Annotated in this window: 16 protein-coding genes; 8 read left to right on the forward strand and 8 right to left on the reverse strand. The window is 43.3% G+C overall.

All coding sequences use genetic code 11. From position 1 onward, the window contains the following. The first annotated feature begins 78 nt into the window (after positions 1 to 78). Both ACEZ3G_RS00470 and ACEZ3G_RS00475 read left to right on the forward strand, forming a co-directional pair. Positions 79 to 1,407, forward strand: a complete 1,329-nt coding sequence (locus tag ACEZ3G_RS00470; protein ID WP_432423514.1) for a Gfo/Idh/MocA family protein — start codon at positions 79 to 81, stop codon at positions 1,405 to 1,407. Between the two features lie 68 nt (positions 1,408 to 1,475). Beyond that, on the forward strand, positions 1,476 to 2,666 hold the full coding sequence (locus ACEZ3G_RS00475) for a Gfo/Idh/MocA family protein (protein ID WP_432423515.1): 1,191 nt from the start codon (positions 1,476 to 1,478) through the stop codon (positions 2,664 to 2,666). A gap of 80 nt (positions 2,667 to 2,746) precedes the next feature. Here the strand turns inward: ACEZ3G_RS00475 and ACEZ3G_RS00480 are convergent, their stop codons facing one another. From ACEZ3G_RS00480 to ACEZ3G_RS00490, 3 genes are read right to left on the reverse strand one after another with little or no spacing between them, the layout of a single operon-like run. Then, positions 2,747 to 4,225 carry a hypothetical protein gene (locus tag ACEZ3G_RS00480; RefSeq protein ID WP_432423516.1) on the reverse strand — a complete coding sequence of 493 codons (1,479 nt, stop codon included), beginning with the start codon at positions 4,223 to 4,225 and terminating at the stop codon, positions 2,747 to 2,749. Then, positions 4,200 to 4,784 (reverse strand): hypothetical protein, encoded by a 585-nt coding sequence (locus ACEZ3G_RS00485; protein WP_432423517.1) that lies wholly within the window; start codon positions 4,782 to 4,784, stop codon positions 4,200 to 4,202. The genes ACEZ3G_RS00480 and ACEZ3G_RS00485 overlap by 26 nt, the downstream gene beginning before the upstream one ends. Continuing rightward, positions 4,768 to 5,310: an RNA polymerase sigma factor gene (locus ACEZ3G_RS00490; RefSeq protein WP_432423518.1), complete on the reverse strand. Its 543-nt coding sequence runs from the start codon at positions 5,308 to 5,310 to the stop codon at positions 4,768 to 4,770. Before ACEZ3G_RS00490 ends, ACEZ3G_RS00485 begins: the two co-directional genes overlap by 17 nt. 106 nt (positions 5,311 to 5,416) lie before the next feature. On the opposite strand from ACEZ3G_RS00490, the gene ACEZ3G_RS00495 reads away from it, so the two are divergent. The 5 genes from ACEZ3G_RS00495 to ACEZ3G_RS00515 all read left to right on the forward strand — a co-directional run bounded on the left by ACEZ3G_RS00495 (position 5,417) and on the right by ACEZ3G_RS00515 (position 9,894). Beyond that, positions 5,417 to 6,322 carry an aldose epimerase family protein gene (locus tag ACEZ3G_RS00495; protein WP_432423519.1) on the forward strand — a complete coding sequence of 302 codons (906 nt, stop codon included), beginning with the start codon at positions 5,417 to 5,419 and terminating at the stop codon, positions 6,320 to 6,322. A gap of 94 nt (positions 6,323 to 6,416) precedes the next feature. Next, positions 6,417 to 6,977, forward strand: a complete 561-nt coding sequence (locus tag ACEZ3G_RS00500) for a DUF2911 domain-containing protein (protein ID WP_432423520.1) — start codon at positions 6,417 to 6,419, stop codon at positions 6,975 to 6,977. A gap of 2 nt (positions 6,978 to 6,979) precedes the next feature. Next, complete coding sequence (meaB, locus tag ACEZ3G_RS00505) at positions 6,980 to 8,026, forward strand: methylmalonyl Co-A mutase-associated GTPase MeaB (protein WP_432423521.1); 1,047 nt, start codon at positions 6,980 to 6,982, stop codon at positions 8,024 to 8,026. A gap of 34 nt (positions 8,027 to 8,060) precedes the next feature. Further along, positions 8,061 to 9,020, forward strand: a complete 960-nt coding sequence (locus ACEZ3G_RS00510; protein WP_432423522.1) for a glycosyltransferase family 2 protein — start codon at positions 8,061 to 8,063, stop codon at positions 9,018 to 9,020. 16 nt (positions 9,021 to 9,036) lie between these two features. Beyond that, positions 9,037 to 9,894 carry a lysylphosphatidylglycerol synthase transmembrane domain-containing protein gene (locus ACEZ3G_RS00515; protein ID WP_432423523.1) on the forward strand — a complete coding sequence of 286 codons (858 nt, stop codon included), beginning with the start codon at positions 9,037 to 9,039 and terminating at the stop codon, positions 9,892 to 9,894. Here ACEZ3G_RS00515 and ACEZ3G_RS00520 read toward each other — a convergent pair. The 5 genes from ACEZ3G_RS00520 to mazG are packed head-to-tail and all read right to left on the reverse strand — an operon-like array spanning position 9,891 to position 14,542. Further along, positions 9,891 to 11,549 (reverse strand): ArnT family glycosyltransferase, encoded by a 1,659-nt coding sequence (locus ACEZ3G_RS00520; RefSeq protein WP_432423524.1) that lies wholly within the window; start codon positions 11,547 to 11,549, stop codon positions 9,891 to 9,893. The genes ACEZ3G_RS00515 and ACEZ3G_RS00520 overlap by 4 nt on opposite strands. After that, positions 11,546 to 12,115 carry a phosphatase PAP2 family protein gene (locus tag ACEZ3G_RS00525; RefSeq protein ID WP_432423525.1) on the reverse strand — a complete coding sequence of 190 codons (570 nt, stop codon included), beginning with the start codon at positions 12,113 to 12,115 and terminating at the stop codon, positions 11,546 to 11,548. Before ACEZ3G_RS00525 ends, ACEZ3G_RS00520 begins: the two co-directional genes overlap by 4 nt. A 5-nt stretch (positions 12,116 to 12,120) precedes the next feature. Beyond that, complete coding sequence (locus tag ACEZ3G_RS00530; RefSeq protein WP_432423526.1) at positions 12,121 to 12,348, reverse strand: hypothetical protein; 228 nt, start codon at positions 12,346 to 12,348, stop codon at positions 12,121 to 12,123. Continuing rightward, positions 12,335 to 13,711: an MATE family efflux transporter gene (locus ACEZ3G_RS00535; protein ID WP_432423527.1), complete on the reverse strand. Its 1,377-nt coding sequence runs from the start codon at positions 13,709 to 13,711 to the stop codon at positions 12,335 to 12,337. The genes ACEZ3G_RS00530 and ACEZ3G_RS00535 overlap by 14 nt, the downstream gene beginning before the upstream one ends. A 30-nt stretch (positions 13,712 to 13,741) precedes the next feature. Further along, on the reverse strand, positions 13,742 to 14,542 hold the full coding sequence (gene mazG / locus ACEZ3G_RS00540) for a nucleoside triphosphate pyrophosphohydrolase (RefSeq protein WP_432423528.1): 801 nt from the start codon (positions 14,540 to 14,542) through the stop codon (positions 13,742 to 13,744). 364 nt (positions 14,543 to 14,906) lie between these two features. Between mazG and ACEZ3G_RS00545 the strand changes: the two genes are divergently transcribed. Next, the gene (locus ACEZ3G_RS00545) at positions 14,907 to 15,911 is read left to right on the forward strand and encodes a DUF3500 domain-containing protein (protein ID WP_432423529.1); all 1,005 of its coding nucleotides are present in this window, start codon (positions 14,907 to 14,909) and stop codon (positions 15,909 to 15,911) included. Positions 15,912 to 15,915 lie beyond the last annotated feature (4 nt).

Genomic DNA, 15,915 nt, shown 5'->3' on the forward strand with positions numbered 1-15,915 from the left:
CATGAAACCCTAAGGATAATTTCATCGAACCGATATTATCCTCGCAAATAGCAATGAGAGATCGATAAATAAAAAATCATGACAACGAGACGCAATTTCATCAAAAAGACCTCGGCAGGTGCGACGGCAATGACCTTGGGAAGTATCATCATGCCGAAATGGGGGTATTCGAACATTCTTGGGGCGAACGACCATATCAACTGTGCGGTGATCGGTGTACGCAGTAGGGCCAAGGCCCATGTCAAGGCCATTAATGCCGACCCCAATGCCAAGATCATCTATAATTGTGACGTTGACGACGTAATTATCGAAGAGCACAATGCTTGGTGCCAAGAAAACATTGGTTATGTGCCCAAGGTGATGAAAGACTTTAGAAAAGTCTTGGAAGACAAGGCCGTCGATGCTGTCTTTATTGCCACTCCCGAACATTGGCACGCCCCAATGGCCATTATGGCATTGCAGGCCGGCAAACATGTATATGTAGAGAAACCGTGTAGCCATAATCCCCATGAAAATGAGCTTTTGGTACAGGCCCAGAACAAATACGGCAAGAAAGTACAGATGGGCAATCAACAGCGTTCGGCTAAAACCTCGATTAACGCCATAAACGACATCCGTAACGGAATAATCGGCGAGGTATACAAAGGTGAGGCCTATTACTCCAACAACCGTGGTTCGATAGGTAAGGGAAATAAAATCGATGCACCGAAAACGTTGGATTGGGAACTGTGGCAGGGTCCGGCCCCAAGAAAAGCGTATCAAGACAACATCCATCCGTACAATTGGCACTGGTTTCGAAATTGGGGTACGGGTGAAATGCACAACAATGGCACCCATGAAGTGGATATCTGCCGTTGGGCACTGGGCGTCGACCTACCCGAAAGTGTCACTTCCTTTGGAGGAAAATATGCCTATGACGATGATTGGGAGTTTGTCGATAACCAACAGGTCACCTTCAAATACCCGAACGATAAATTCATAACTTGGACAGGCCACAGCCGTGGACTGATCCAACCCGAAAGGCCCGGTCGCGGAATCACGATTTACGGAAGCAAAGGTTCGATAATGCTAGATCGTAATTTTTACAAGCTTTTTGACCTTGGGGGCAACCCGATAAAATTCGAATACGAACAATCGGGAAGCGAGACCACGAATACAAGAGGAGAAGGCGGCTTGGATATCAACCATGTCGGCAACTTCTTCGACGCGATCCGAAAAGACGAAAGTCTTCATGCCGATATCAATGATGCCAGTATCTCAACAATGCTTTGTCACCTTGGGAATATGGCACAGGATGCCGGGGAAACGTTGAAAATAGATCAAAAAACGGGAAAAGTGCTGAACAATGAAAAGGCCATGAAAAATTGGAAACGCGAATATGAAAACGGATGGGAACCCAAAGTTTAAATAGCGAATCCTTGATCTACCATAAACCAAACGTTCACGGTCAATGCACCGAAACCATAAATTAGATAATGAAAAGAAGGGATTTTGTAGTTAAAAGCGGCTTGGCAACAACGGCCATAGCTACCTCATCATCGGTATTTGCCGGTATCTTAAATTCAAAAAAAGCGAACGAAACGATCAATATCGGCATTATAGGTACAGGAGACCGTGGTGGCGGATTGCTTCCCTTTATCAACGAAATCGAAAATTTAAATGTGATCGCCTGCTGCGATATCCTTCCCCAACGATTGGAAAAGGGTTTGGGCAAAGCCGAAGGTACCGCCAAAGGGTACAAAGATTATCGAAAGCTGCTCGAGAACCCCGATGTGGATGCCGTACTCATTGCCACACCTTTCAATACGCATTCAAAAATCGCCATAGATGCCTTGGATGCCGGAAAACATGTCTATTGCGAGAAAACTTTGGCCAAAGGGTTTTATGGAATACAGAACCTTGTCGAAAAAGTTAGAACATCGAACAGAACTTTTCAAACCGGGCATCAATACCACAGTTCTCGACTCTACACCCACGTAGTGGATTTAATAAAAGATGGTAAAATTGGCAAGATCACGGCCTTCGAATGCCAGTGGAACCGAAACGGTGATTGGCGCAGGCCAATACCGAGTCCTGAATTGGAGCGCGCCATAAATTGGCGCATGTACCGTGAGTTTTCGGGAGGATTGGTGGCCGAATTATGCTCGCATCAACTGGATTTCGTGAACTGGGTAACCGAAAGCGTGCCAGAAAAAGTTATGGGAATTGGCGGTATCGACTACTGGAAAGACGGGCGAGAGACCTACGACAATGTGCATTTGATCTATAGTTACCCGAACGGGATCAAGGCCAAGTTTACATGCCTGACCAGCAATGCCATGGACGATTACAAAATCAAGGTCATGGGCGACAAAGGCACGATAATCTTAGATTATGTAAAGGCCTGGTTTTATCCCGAGGGAAAGAAAAATAGGGAAATCGGAAATGTGGACGGTGTCTCGGGCGCAACCGTCAAGTGGGAAGAAGGAAAAGGTATACCTATCGAAGTGGCCCATAACGACCCCAGCAAACAGGCGCTTATCGATTTTCGCGACAGTATCGTGAACTGTAAAGAACCCGTTTCAAATGTCATTTCAGGTGCAAGGGCGGCCGTTTGTGTGCAAATGGCCCTAGATGCCATGTATGAAGATAAAATCGTAAACTGGCGATCAGGCCTTGGTCTTTAAACCGATATGCAATAAATTCTTTTTTGGAAGATAGTCGCCACTGAGGATCAGTAACGACTGGGAAGGAACAATGCTGCTTGTTATTCTTTGAGCACTACATCACTGAATTTCGAGTTGATCGTAATCGAACGATCGGTATTTTTGCTCTTATGATATCCCTTTTGAACCAAACTGTTCAAATTTTCGGTTCGCTCCAATTGCAGATTTGCCGGGCAGGTAAACTTCGACGAAATACCATTGACATAGACCGTAAATGAAGAAGAGGGCAGTTCACAATCCATTTCGGCATTCTGCAGTGAAACGTCAAGCGTCTTGAAATCATCTCCGACCTTATTTATACGAAGGGGCCCTAGATCGTTTTTTATGTAGGCACTTTTGATCAGTCTGTCGATTACCACATCTGAAGAAGTAGCACTCAACCTCAGGTTGAGCACTTCCTTCAAATCTACCTTATCGGAATAACTGGTCTGCAACTGCCCGTAATTCCATCTTTGCACACTGACAGGGGAATATGAGGCCGTTATAACTGTGGCGTCCCCATCAATGGTACTGGCCAGCAAAGCGGCATATGACAGTTTAGCATTAAGGTTCCTCGTATTTTCAGCCAACTTTACCTCTCCATGGCGCACGTTCATCTTAATCTTGACGGATTTTGGCAATTTTACCTTAATGGTCTTCTTGACCTTATATTTTCTTTTCTCGGCCCCGTTGGAAAAATAGAACATATTCGGGCTTCCTCTCAAACTGTCCCTATCGATCACAATACCTTTCAATCGCCTTCTGGCAAGTTCTTCTTTTTCCCTACTTTGCTCTAGAAGTGCCCGCTTTCTTTCTTGCATTTCAGCTCTTTTTTGATCCAATTTTTCACGCTTTTCAAGTAGGTCAGCACGGTCTTTCTGTCTTTTTTCCATTAAAAGGGCGCGCTTTTCTTCCTGCTTCGCACGACTTTCGGCCATACATTTGCTCCATTCCTCTAATTTTTTTTCGTAGTCCTTGTCAAAACTTTTTGAAAACTCTTTCTGCCATTCCTCCAAATAGTTCTTGCCATCCTTTTTAAAGGCATCGTAATCAAATTCTGCCATGGGCATGGGCGGCATCGGCGGTACCTCGAACAGGTCGGGGAAATCGGCAATCTCAGGGATAACGGCGAACGCAAAATCCAAAGAATCCATATTGGGAATCACCGGGTATTCAAATTGAAAATCAAAATTGTCAAGAACATCAACTGAATGTCCAAAAAGCCATGAATTCTCAGCTTCGGAGGTAATGGTCACTTTTTTACTGTTACCCAAAATCTCAAGGTTGTCACTTTCAAAATAATCTTTGGCCTCTTCATCGGAAACCCCATCAAGTTCAATAATGGCCTGGATAAAAATCTCATTATTGTTCCACGTTTCGAACTCAATGTCGGCATGGCTCGTATTGATATCCAATACGGCTCCATCGGCGACCTTAAAACGTTCTTCAAAGGTTTTGGTCTGCTTTTGTCCGTAAGCACCTATGCTGATGAGACCTAGGGCAAGCACAAAAGATTTAAACGGTATTTGTGTCATGTTCATTTTTTGATGATTTTAATTCGTTCAGTTTTTCCTTTAACTTATGTAATAATTGCAATCTTAACTGCAGATTCTTGATCAAAGCGTTTATGGTCTGGTCGTTAGGTCCGATTTGGTTCAATTCGGCGTTTAAACGGTTGTATTCTAGGTTCAATTCTGACAAACGGTCCATAAACCCATCGACCATCGCTTTGTTGTCTTCCGAAATTTCGAGCTTCGACAGTTCATAATTGATGTTGGCGACATAGTAGTTTTCTACTTTCTTCAAGTCAGGTGAGAGATCGCCCAACGAAATGCCCTCTTTTTTTTCGGTAGTATCACCCTTATTGACGATAGTAGTCTTCACAGGATCCTCGCCGGGGGGCAATAGTTGATACGCTAACCAACCTGCTGCAAGAAGTACCAATACCGCGGCAGCTATCTTAAAAAGGCCAAAAGACGATTTTTTACGTTTTGGCAGTTCATCTTCAATTCGGGCCAAAAAACGTGCTTCGTGGCCTTCTTTCATAAGAAACTTCTCGTTCCGCTGCTCTTTGAATAGTTTTCTAAGATCCTGTCCCATGTTTTCTTTGTTGTAACATTTCCTTTAACAACCCTTTTCCCCGCAATAATCGCGTTCTACAATTTGATGGCGTCAAATCCAGAACCTGGGATATTTCGTTATGATCATAACCTTCCAGCAAAAACATCATGACCACATATCTATATTTTTCGGGAAGACATTCAATACCATTCTTGATTTCTTCCATCGAGATACCGTCTTCGACGGTCCAGTCATCGTTCACTTCAACATGCATATAGCCTTCATCAAGTGTCACCATTTTGTCTTTCTTCGTTTTTAAGAAGTCGATACTCTTGTTGATGACTATGCGCTTCAACCATGCGCCGAAACTGACATCTCCCTCGAACTGATGTATTTTTTGAAAGGCCTTAATAAATGACTCCTGAAGCACATCTTCTGCATCGTCGGCATTTTTCAAAAATCGCATTGCCACACAGTACATACCATCACAGTACTGTCTGTACAGTTTCATTTGTGCGCGCCGGTCGTTGGCTTTGCACTGCTCTACTACATCAATTTGAAACATTAATACGTTTCGGTGTTGGTTTTGAATACGTTGTTGTCTTAAGGACGATTAAAAAAACACGATGTTGCAAAAATCGAGTATTTTTACCGTGATCAAAGTTCGAAGTTTGAAACAAGTTACCTTAAATACCCCTTTTATTACCTTGATCGTACTCGATTATGGGGCGATAATCCAGAAATTATTGGTCAAGGACAAAGATGGAAATTCGAGGAATGTGGTGGTCGGGTACGACTATCCAAGCCTCTACCCGACCGACAAGGTTTTTCTTGGTGCATGTGTCGGTCGTTTTGCAGGACGTATTTCAAATGCGGCATTTGAGCTTGACCGCCAGACCTATCCCCTATACGGGGAACACGGCGTGCACTTGCATGGTGGAAAAGAAGGTTTTGGAAAAAAATATTGGAAAATCGAGGAAGTAGGACGTGGAAGAGAGCCTTTCGTAAGACTATCTTATTTTAGTAAGCATTTGGAAGAAGGGTATCCTGGAAATCTAAACGTAAATGTCACCTATAGATTATCGAACAATACTCTTCAAATAACGCACGAGGCAACGACAGATCGCACCACGATCGTCAATTTGACGAACCACTCATACTTTAGGTTAGACGATGCCGAATCGGTCAATCACTACGAACTTGAACTAAATTGTACGAAAATGGCGGAGACCTACGAGAATCTGTTGCCGACGGGTAACATTGTTTCCGTAAACGGTACCGAGTACGATTTTATGACACGTAAAAAAATTGCCGGCCAGCCTTTGGACACCCCATACCTTGTTGATGCCCGTTCAGAAAGAGTTGCCAAAGTTTACTCCAAAAAAACAGGTATTTCGATGGAGGTCATTACCGATCAGCCTGCTGTCGTCGTCTACACACCACCTCATTTTCCCGGTATTTGCTTTGAGACCCAAAACCTGCCCGACGCCCCGAACCACAGGAATTTTCCGAGCAGCGTACTGCGGCCCGGAGAAAAATACTTTAACGATTCAAAGTTCGTTTTTGGCATTGAATAAACCGTCGCGAACGACCAAGTTCTTCCTTTGCCAATAAAAAAACGTTCAGTTGAGATAGGTTTTAGTAATTTAGGGTAACACAAATAACAAATCTATGAAGTTTTTAAAATGGTTTTTGATCGTAATCGTAGCCTTGGCCCTACTTTTCTTTACTGTGGGCAAACCCTATCTGCAGGAACAGACAAAAAAACATAGTCCAGAAAAAGTGTCGACCTACACCAAAAATGGAATGGACCTGGCCGTAAAATATAGCAGTCCGTTTAAAAAAGGCCGTGTCATTTTCGGAGAGTTGGTACCCTATAATACCATCTGGCGAACCGGGGCGAACGAACCGACGACCTTTACCACAGAAACCGACATTAAGATCAGCGGCAACGAACTACCCACCGGAACGTATTCAATATGGACCAAGCCCAATGCCGAAAGTTGGGTCGTTATGTTCAACAAAGAGGTTCCCGAATGGGGGGTTACCCTACTCAGCGGAGGCAAGGAAACTACCAGAAATCCCGAACAAGATGTCGTTACGGTAGAAGTACCCGCCGAAAAGTTAGCATCGCCCCAAGAAAGTTTCCTTATCGATTTTGAGGATTCCGACAAAACATACCTTACACTATCTTGGGACGAGACCAAGGTGAAAGTTCCTATTGAAAATTAGCATTGGAGCCAAAAAAGAACACTGACACAAAAAATATTTCAAAGGTTCAGGAGAAACGTAAATCATCTCTCACTGAAGAAACACTCGTCGAAGCAATTCTCACCGGTGACCGAGCGGCTTTGGCAAGGGGAATTACGCTGGTTGAAAGTACCCAGGCCGAACATCATAAAAAAGCCAATTTTTTGCTCGAGCAGTGTCTGGCAAAAAAATCCGATAGTATTCGAATTGGTATTACCGGTGTACCCGGCGTGGGCAAAAGTACCTTCATAGAGGCCTTTGGCAAACACCTTACATCGATAGGAAAAAAAGTGGCCGTTCTGGCCATCGACCCCACAAGCGCCCAAAGCAAAGGGAGCATATTAGGAGACAAGACCCGTATGAACGAACTGGTCAAAGACCCCAACGCCTTTATACGACCTTCCCCCTCCAGTGAATCGTTGGGCGGCGTAGCTCGTAAGACCCGGGAAACAATGATCCTATGCGAAGCTGCCGGATACAATGTCATACTTATTGAAACCGTGGGTGTAGGGCAAAGTGAAACAGCCGTACACAGTATGGTCGATTTTTTTCTGCTCTTGAAACTGGCCGGGGCCGGTGACGAACTTCAAGGCATCAAAAGGGGTATTATCGAAATGGCCGACGCCTTGGTCATCAATAAGGCCGACGGGGCGAATCGAAAAGAGGCGCATAGGGCGCAGACCGAGTTTAAAAAAGCATTGCACCTGTATCCGCCCAAGTCGAACGGGTGGATACCAAAAGTCTTGACTTGTTCGGCCTTGGAAAAAACCGGTATTACCGAGATTTGGAATATGATTCTAGAATTTGTTGCCCTCGCGAAAAAAAAGGGTCATTTCATTTCGAACAGAAAGAAACAGAACCAAAGTTGGTTGTTGCAGACCATCGACGAAAGGTTGAAACAAGTTTTTTATTCAGATCCGAAGAACAAAAAACGCCTTGAAGAGTTGATGAACGACGTCAAGACGAACAAAATTTCCCCTTTTCAGGCCGCTGAAAAGTTATTAAGGGCCAACGAAAAAGAAAAGTCTTAAAACGCTTAACTTTGACCAACGGTAAATTCTTTTGATGAGTCTTATTACACAAAGCTTACTTTCCGTAGTGGTACCCCTCTATAATGAGGAGGACAATGTGGAACTGCTGACCGAAAAAATCCATGAAAGTTTAACGGGATACAATTACCAGATTATCTATATCGATGATTTTTCAAAGGATAATACCCGTCAGGTCGTTAAAACAATGAACGACAAAAAGGTTCATCTGATCGAGCTCAAAAAAAACTATGGTCAAAGTCTTGCCTTAGCGGCCGGTATCGACTATGCCGAGGGCGAGTTTATCATCACCATGGACGGCGACCTGCAAAACGACCCCAGCGATATACCACAGATGTTGAATTATGCCGTAAGCGATGAATACGATGTAGTCACAGGAATACGCCAAAAAAGAAAGGATTCGCTAGTAAAAAAAATCCCGTCAAAAATTGCCAACTTTTTGGTTCGCCGTGTGACCAAACTGGATATAAAGGACAATGGCTGCGCATTGAAAGTCTTTACCAAGGATATTGCCAAAGATCTCAACCTTTATGGCGAGATGCACCGTTTTATAACATTGTTGGCCCATCTAGAAGGCGCACAGATCAAACAAGTGCCCGTAAAACATCACGCCCGCCATGCCGGGGTTTCCAAGTACGGTCTTGAGCGCGTTTTTAAGGTAGTTGCCGACATGATGCTTTTGCTCTTCATACGCAAGTACTTTCAAAGGCCCATACATCTTTTCGGTATTTTTGGGTTCCTTTTGATATTGCTCGGCGTTCTGATAAATGTTTACCTGCTTTTCGTAAAATTTTATTTTGGAGAGGATATCGGCAATCGACCCTTGTTGATATTCGGACTCATGTTCATTCTCGCAGGCATTCAGCTATTTACAATTGGCATTGTCATGGAACTTTTGATACGCACCTATTATGAGTCTCAGAACAAAAGACCGTATCGCATCAAAAAAGTGACCGTTGGTGGCAAATCGTCGTAAAAAGCTCATCAGCATTTTGAAAATCGCCATCAGTGCGATACTCGTCTATTTTATTTTTACAAAGGTCGATTTCGCCGAAGTATGGACCATACTTAAAAGAACGAATCCTTTTTACTTCTTTTTGGCCGCCATTCTTTTCGTTCTGTCAAAGATGATCGCGGCCTTTCGCCTTAACCTTTACTTTCATCGGTTAAAAATATTCCTGACCCAAAAAAGTAATTTGAAGCTTTATCTTTTGGGCATGTTCTACAATCTTTTTCTTCCCGGGGGAATCGGTGGAGATGCTTATAAAGGCTATTTGATCAAAAAGAAATTTGAGGTAAGTACCAAAAAGGTAATATCGGTTTTGCTGTTGGACAGACTCAGCGGATTGCTGCTTCTCTTCGTATACGCCTGCATATTGGCGACAGTTGTAGACAATCAAGATCTTCAGGGGCTCAGGCCTTGGTTCGTTGTGGCCATTCTTTTAAGTATCATATCGTTTTGGCTACTTAACAGAAGGTTTTTCAAGGATATGCTTCCAGTATTTTGGATGTCTTTTTTGCACTCGGCAATCGTGCAATTGGCGCAATTGGCCAGTGCCTATTTTATCTTGAAATCCTTGGGGATCGTATTGGACACTATCGCTTATCTATTCATATTTCTGGTATCTTCCATTGTGTCCGTAATACCTCTAACCATTGGCGGTATAGGTAGCCGCGAAGTTACTTTTTACTACGGGGCGACCTTGTTCGGCTTGGACCAAACGAGTTCAATAAGTATAAGTATGGTCTTTTTCTTTATATCAGCGCTCGTTTCTTTTCTAGGAATTTATTACCATTTCAAGAAAGTTGACTTAGATGTTAAGGCCGGTAACAATGAAACCAAGAATTAATAAATATGCACCAAATGCATCTTGTTAAGCACTTTTTTTCTTTTGGCAGGATCCAAGAATTTGGCTTGAAGACGGGTAATCCTAAATTGCTTTTCGGTGAACTGCCGATCCCAATCGAAGCCTGATTCGTGCAGTTGCTTTAATTCCTCTTCGTTGGCATAAACCCAAACATCTTGTTTATCCTTTAATTCTTCCAAAGAAAGAATCCGTACCGGTCGTTTATTATAGAAATCGAGTGCCCAAGTATATCTTTCCGATACTTTATAAATGCCATCCACCGGAATATCGTTCTCGGCAATAGTGTTCGCCATGGTAGAGCCGGCCTGGTACTTCAACAAATTAGGATAAAAATGGAGGTTTAAAACTGCATTCAACAGTAACGAACTACAAACCGCTACCGTTATTATTCGAAAATAGTATGCCTCACGGATCAGACAATAATAAATGATAATGGCACCCGCAGCCAACACTGCAAGGTAGACCAAAGGGCCGTTAAACGGAAAGACATAAAAACAGATCAATGTCGAGGCAACAAAGACCACAGCAAGTATAAAATACTGAATGCCCAAAAAAATCTTCAACTGTTTTATTGAGCCGTTATTACCTAGACGGTAGATGAATGAAGCCGTAAGCACGGCAAACAAAGGAATTACAATATTCAAATAATGTGGCAGCTTAAACTGGGCAAAACTGATGATCGTAAAAATCAGGGTGATTCCGCCAACGGTCAACAACTCTTTATCAAGGGACTTTCGAAATTTTTCGTTTACAAAGACCTTGATCTTTGTAAAATAGGCCAAAACTCCCAGGACCGTCCATGGTAAAAAGACCCAAAGAAACGTATGGAAAAAGAAAAAATAATCGCTACTGTTCTTACCAATTCCCTCACCACTCATACGCTCAAAACTCTGCTCCCAAAAAATGAAGAAAATACCGCTTCTGTTTCCCCTTCCCCTTATGATTTTTTCGGGATGCAAATCGAACTGATGATAATAGGCAAAGAGCATCGGGGCTATGGTAATCGCAAAGATTATTAATGCGGCCAACACTTTCCAATTAAAAAGGACATTAAAATTTCTACTATATGCCAAATGACAGATCAAGGGAAGGCCGATTACCACCAATGCTATCTGGCCTTTGGTGGAAAAAGCGATTCCGGCGGCGAAAGCCCCAAAAAGAACATTTTTTAAACGCTGTGTTTTTATATAGGCCGCCAATTGCCAAATGGCCAAAATAGTGAAGCCCGTAAGAACGGCATCGGTACGAACATCGATTGCGGAAAGTACAATGGTCTGGGCGGTCAAGAAGATCAACGACGCCAACTTACCTACATCTTTGTTATAAAGTAATTTTCCCAGCCCAAAGCAGCTATAGGCACCCAACAGGGTTGCCAAAATTCCAGGGATTCGATAAGCCCAGTCGTGAATGCCGAAAATCTTAAAAGACAGTGCCGCGAGCCAATAGTGCATATGAGGTTTGTCCAAATACTCTTCAGTACCTTTAAAAAGGCTCAAGAAGTCATTCTCCTGGACCATGCGCATGGCCATCACCGCAAATTGCGCAGAATCGTTCTCGAACAGCGTCACGAACATTCCGGCACTGTAAACCAGAAAGGTCAAGAACAATAAAAACCAATACCTACGGTTAGAAATCATTGGGGAAATTTCTGTTGCGCAAATATATACAACTTTGAGGCAATCCAACTTAGAAAGAGTCCGAGAAGCCCCCCAGTAAGGACATCAAGCGGAAAATGCACCCCGATGTAAATGCGGCTATAGGCCATCAAAAAAGCCCAAGCCATCAATAAAAACCCTATGTAGCGCAACTTGCGCCTCAAGACCGCCGTGAAGAAAAAAGCAATGGCAAAAGAATTGGCGGCATGAGCCGAAAAATAGCCGAACTTACCCCCACAGGTATCCTTCACCAATCGCATCAACAAGTTCACTTCGGGATCGTAACAAGGTCGAAGGCGCTGTACCCCATACTTGAAAAAATCGGCCAGGCCGTTTACGGCCACCACTAAAACGATTGCACTCAAAATGACCCAAAGCGTTTTTTTTGCCCCAAAATAGCGATGGGTCAAAAGAATCAACAAAATGTAAATCGGGATCGAGCTGAACTTGTTGGTGACGAACATCCAAAAACCGTCCCAAGAAGGGTTTCCCAAATTATTGAGAAAGAGAAACAGTTCTTTATCGTAACGGATGAGTTCTTCCCACATAGCGGTCAATCTTCATATCGTGCCACCTCCCTGTCATAAAAATCGGTCGCGGCTTGAATCAGATTGGCGGTCTCGCCTTCAAGATCGTCCTCATCTTCCTTGGAAAAATCCTCGAACCATGTTACCTCATCATTTTCCAAATTGATGATAAAACGCGGATATTCGGTATGGACGATGAATATGGCCTCGGGAAAATCGGTATTGTCCCCCAGAATGAATTTAGGTAACTCCATCGGTAATCAGTTTTTTGGTCAAATAATTGAATCGAATATACAACATAATCGCCGAGGCCGTCAAACCCGATAATAAGCCAATCCAAATACCCATGCTTTTAAGTTCGGTCTCTAGGCCTAAATAATAGGAGATGGGGAAACCGATCAACCAATACGCGATAAATGTTATAAAGGTAGGAACCTTTACATCTTGTAGACCCCGCAGGGCGCCCAAAACAACAACTTGAATACCGTCTGAAATCTGAAAAAATGCAGCTATCAAAAGTAATTGGGCCGTAAGGCCGATCACCTCGGTATTGTCGGCCAGGTTGATGGCATTGTCGAGGTCGAGATACAGGGACGGAAACCAATATCTACCCAAAAGAAACCAGACCGCAAATACGATTTCGATCAAGACGGTCAGTAAAAATATCGAATGTGCAATGCGACGTAAAGCCTTATAATTTTTCAAACCCTTTTGGTTGCCGACCCGGATCATTGCGGTCACACCCAGCCCCATACCGAACATAAACGTCATACTCGCCAAGTTCAGGGAAATCTGGTTGGCCGCCTGCGGATTCTTTCCCAAAATTCCGCTGAGCCAGATGGCCGCCGTGAATATGGCAACCTCAAAGAACATCTGCAATGCCGAAGGAAAGCCCAAATTTATGATCTTTCGCATCACTTTCTTTTCGATTTTCTTAAGGTCGAAACCGGTAACATAGTCATGGAACTTTCTTTTATTCTTCAGTATGAGCCAAATGTAAGCGACCATCATGCACCTCGCCACCAATGTGCCGATCGCGGCCCCTACGATTCCCAATTTTGGAAATCCGAAAGACCCGAAAATCAATAAATAGTTCAGGGTGATGTTCACAACGTTTGCAATAATGGTCGCGTACATCGGGTATTTTGTTTGTGAAAGTCCTTCAGAAAATTGCTTGAAGGCCTGAAATATGATCAATGGCACCAGCGAAATAGCGACCAGATCAAGATAGGGCATTGCCAATTCGACGACCTCTTGCGGCTGGTCCATTAAATACATCAACGGTTTGCAAAACAATATCGCCATCAACAATAACAAGCCTAAAATAGTGCATAATACAAGGCCGTGCTTCAAGGCACTTTTTGCGTTGGCCTTGTTACCGGCACCATCGGCCTCGGCAACCAATGGTGTAATCGCTGTCGAAAATCCGATTCCCAATGACATGGCAATAAAAACAAAACTGTTGCCAAGGGATACCGCGGCCAGTTCTGCCGTACCCAATTGCCCCACCATGATATTGTCGGCCAGCTGTACAATCGTGTGGCCCAACAATCCCATGATTACGGGAAGGGACAGCTTCAAGTTATAGCGGAATTCTTTGGTATAATTTTTCAACAAGGTCGCCTGTCTTTAAATGAAAATATCGATCTATTGTTTTGAGCTTGATTCTTGAATTTGAGCTTTTTTGGCCTCCTCCCAAAATACATCCATTTCGGCAAGGGTCATTTCTTTTAACGATTTTCCGATCTCCTTCGCCTTGCTCTCCAAATACTGAAAGCGCCTTATGAATTTTTTATTGGTACGTTCCAAGGCATTCTCGGGATCAACGTTCAAAAACCTTGCATAATTTATCATTGAGAACAGTACATCGCCGAACTCCGATTCCATTTTTTGAGCATTGCCTGAATTGACCTCGTTTTGAAGCTCGGCCAATTCTTCCTGTACTTTTTCAAAAACTTGTTCGGGTTTTTCCCAGTCAAACCCAACGCCCGCAACTTTGTCTTGAATACGGTTGGCCTTTACCAAGGCCGGCAACCCGACCGGAACCCCCTCGAGTACACTTTTCTTACCCTCCCTTAATTTTATGTTTTCCCAATTCTGTTTTACATCCTCTTCATTTTCAACGGTTACGTCGCCGTAGATATGCGGATGTCGATTGATCAATTTTTCACAGATATCGGTGCAGACATCCGCAATATCAAAATCATTGGTCTCGGATCCGATCTTGGCGTAAAAGACAATATGCAACAGCAAATCGCCCAATTCTTTTTTGACTTCCTCAAGGTTATTTTCCAAAATGGCATCGCCAAGTTCGTACGTTTCTTCGATCGTCAAGTGCCTCAGTGTCTGCATGGTCTGCTTTTTATCCCATGGGCACTGCTCGCGCAGCTCATCCATCACGGTCAACAGACGGTCAAAGGCCCTCAATTTTTCTTCCCTAGTGCTCATTACATGAATTTGGGCAAAAGTACAAATCTAGCATCGTAGACCGCATTGCATTATTTAGTATTTTAGGAGGAATAAAAATCAGATGACCGATACCATTAAAATCTGCTTGTCTTTTTCCCGCTTTATCGCTACTATACCACTGTTTACGATTATTGCTGCGGTGGCACAGCCGTGGATAGCTTTCTTGAACACATTGCTATTTCTACTTTTAAAAGAGACACGGTCTACCAGCCCCAAAAACACATCGAATCCCCAAATTGATCCCCTAATAATAAACCTAATGTAATTGCAAGCTATCGTCAAAGATAATTCTATAAAAAACGAACCGACAAAACCAATATAAACGATGCATAAACTTTACTTTTTGTCACTATTATTCATACTTACCACTGTTAATGCCGAAGCTCAGGATATATCCGATAAGGCAAATGCCTTTTTGAATTCGCTCAGTAATGATTTAAGGGAACAGGCACATTTTAAACTTGATGATGCCGAACGTTTTAATATGAACTATGTGCCCATGCCCCGAAAAGGACCCACTTTTTATCAATTCAACGAAGCTCAAAAAACCGCGGCCTTGAATTTACTGAAAGCCTCTTTGAGCGAAGAAGGTTTCGAAAAATCGTCGGAAATCATGGCTCTTGAAAAAGTGCTCCGTATCATCGAAAACAACGATGACGACAAAATGCCAAGCGGAAGACCTCGAAGAGATCCTTTGAACTACCACCTCACCATTTTCGGTGACCCGGCACCCGACCAACCATGGGGATGGCGCTTCGAAGGACACCATCTTTCCTTGAATTTCACATCGGCCGATAGCAGGATCGTATCTTCCACACCTACTTTTTTCGGAACCAACCCGGGAATTGTAAGAAGTACCGAGTTCAAGGGAAAAGAGGTCTTAAAAGAGGAATCCTATTTGGGTTTTGCGCTGATCAATTCGATGGACGACGAACAATTAAAAATTGCCCAAATTGCCGATCAGGCCCCTCGCGATGTGATTACCTTGACCAAAAGAAAAGTTAGCCATATCGAACCCTATGGAATCTCATACAAGGAGATGAACGAAGATCAGCAGGAGCTCTTGACCCAATTGGTACAAGTCTATATCGATAACTATCAAAAAGATTTCGCTGCAGATTTTGCCGACCGAATCGTAAAGGCTGGTTATGAAAACCTACATTTTGCATGGGCCGGAAGCCTTAGTTACGGGTTTGGGCACTACTATCGTATTCAAGGGCCAATGCTCCTCATTGAATTCGATAACACACAGAACGATGCCAATCATGTGCACACCGTGGTAAGAGACCTTGAAAATGATTACGGTGAAGATATGTTGAAAGCGCATTATGAAGAACATCACAAATAAAGAA

The organism is Meishania litoralis, from assembly GCF_042611095.1.
Classification (GTDB): domain Bacteria; phylum Bacteroidota; class Bacteroidia; order Flavobacteriales; family Flavobacteriaceae; genus Meishania; species Meishania litoralis.

Bases quoted from the DNA above. Each gene is read 5' to 3' on its own strand.
- ACEZ3G_RS00475 (WP_432423515.1), top strand. From the start codon at position 1,476: ATGAAAAGAAGGGATTTTGTAGTTAAAAGCGGCTTGGCAACAACGGCC.
- ACEZ3G_RS00520 (WP_432423524.1), bottom strand. From the start codon at position 11,549: ATGATTTCTAACCGTAGGTATTGGTTTTTATTGTTCTTGACCTTTCTG.
- ACEZ3G_RS00525 (WP_432423525.1), bottom strand. From the start codon at position 12,115: ATGTGGGAAGAACTCATCCGTTACGATAAAGAACTGTTTCTCTTTCTC.
- ACEZ3G_RS00510 (WP_432423522.1), top strand. From the start codon at position 8,061: ATGAGTCTTATTACACAAAGCTTACTTTCCGTAGTGGTACCCCTCTAT.
- ACEZ3G_RS00485 (WP_432423517.1), bottom strand. From the start codon at position 4,784: ATGGGACAGGATCTTAGAAAACTATTCAAAGAGCAGCGGAACGAGAAG.
- ACEZ3G_RS00470 (WP_432423514.1), top strand. From the start codon at position 79: ATGACAACGAGACGCAATTTCATCAAAAAGACCTCGGCAGGTGCGACG.
- ACEZ3G_RS00500 (WP_432423520.1), top strand. From the start codon at position 6,417: ATGAAGTTTTTAAAATGGTTTTTGATCGTAATCGTAGCCTTGGCCCTA.
- ACEZ3G_RS00480 (WP_432423516.1), bottom strand. From the start codon at position 4,225: ATGAACATGACACAAATACCGTTTAAATCTTTTGTGCTTGCCCTAGGT.
- mazG (WP_432423528.1), bottom strand. From the start codon at position 14,542: ATGAGCACTAGGGAAGAAAAATTGAGGGCCTTTGACCGTCTGTTGACC.
- ACEZ3G_RS00490 (WP_432423518.1), bottom strand. From the start codon at position 5,310: ATGTTTCAAATTGATGTAGTAGAGCAGTGCAAAGCCAACGACCGGCGC.
- ACEZ3G_RS00530 (WP_432423526.1), bottom strand. From the start codon at position 12,348: ATGGAGTTACCTAAATTCATTCTGGGGGACAATACCGATTTTCCCGAG.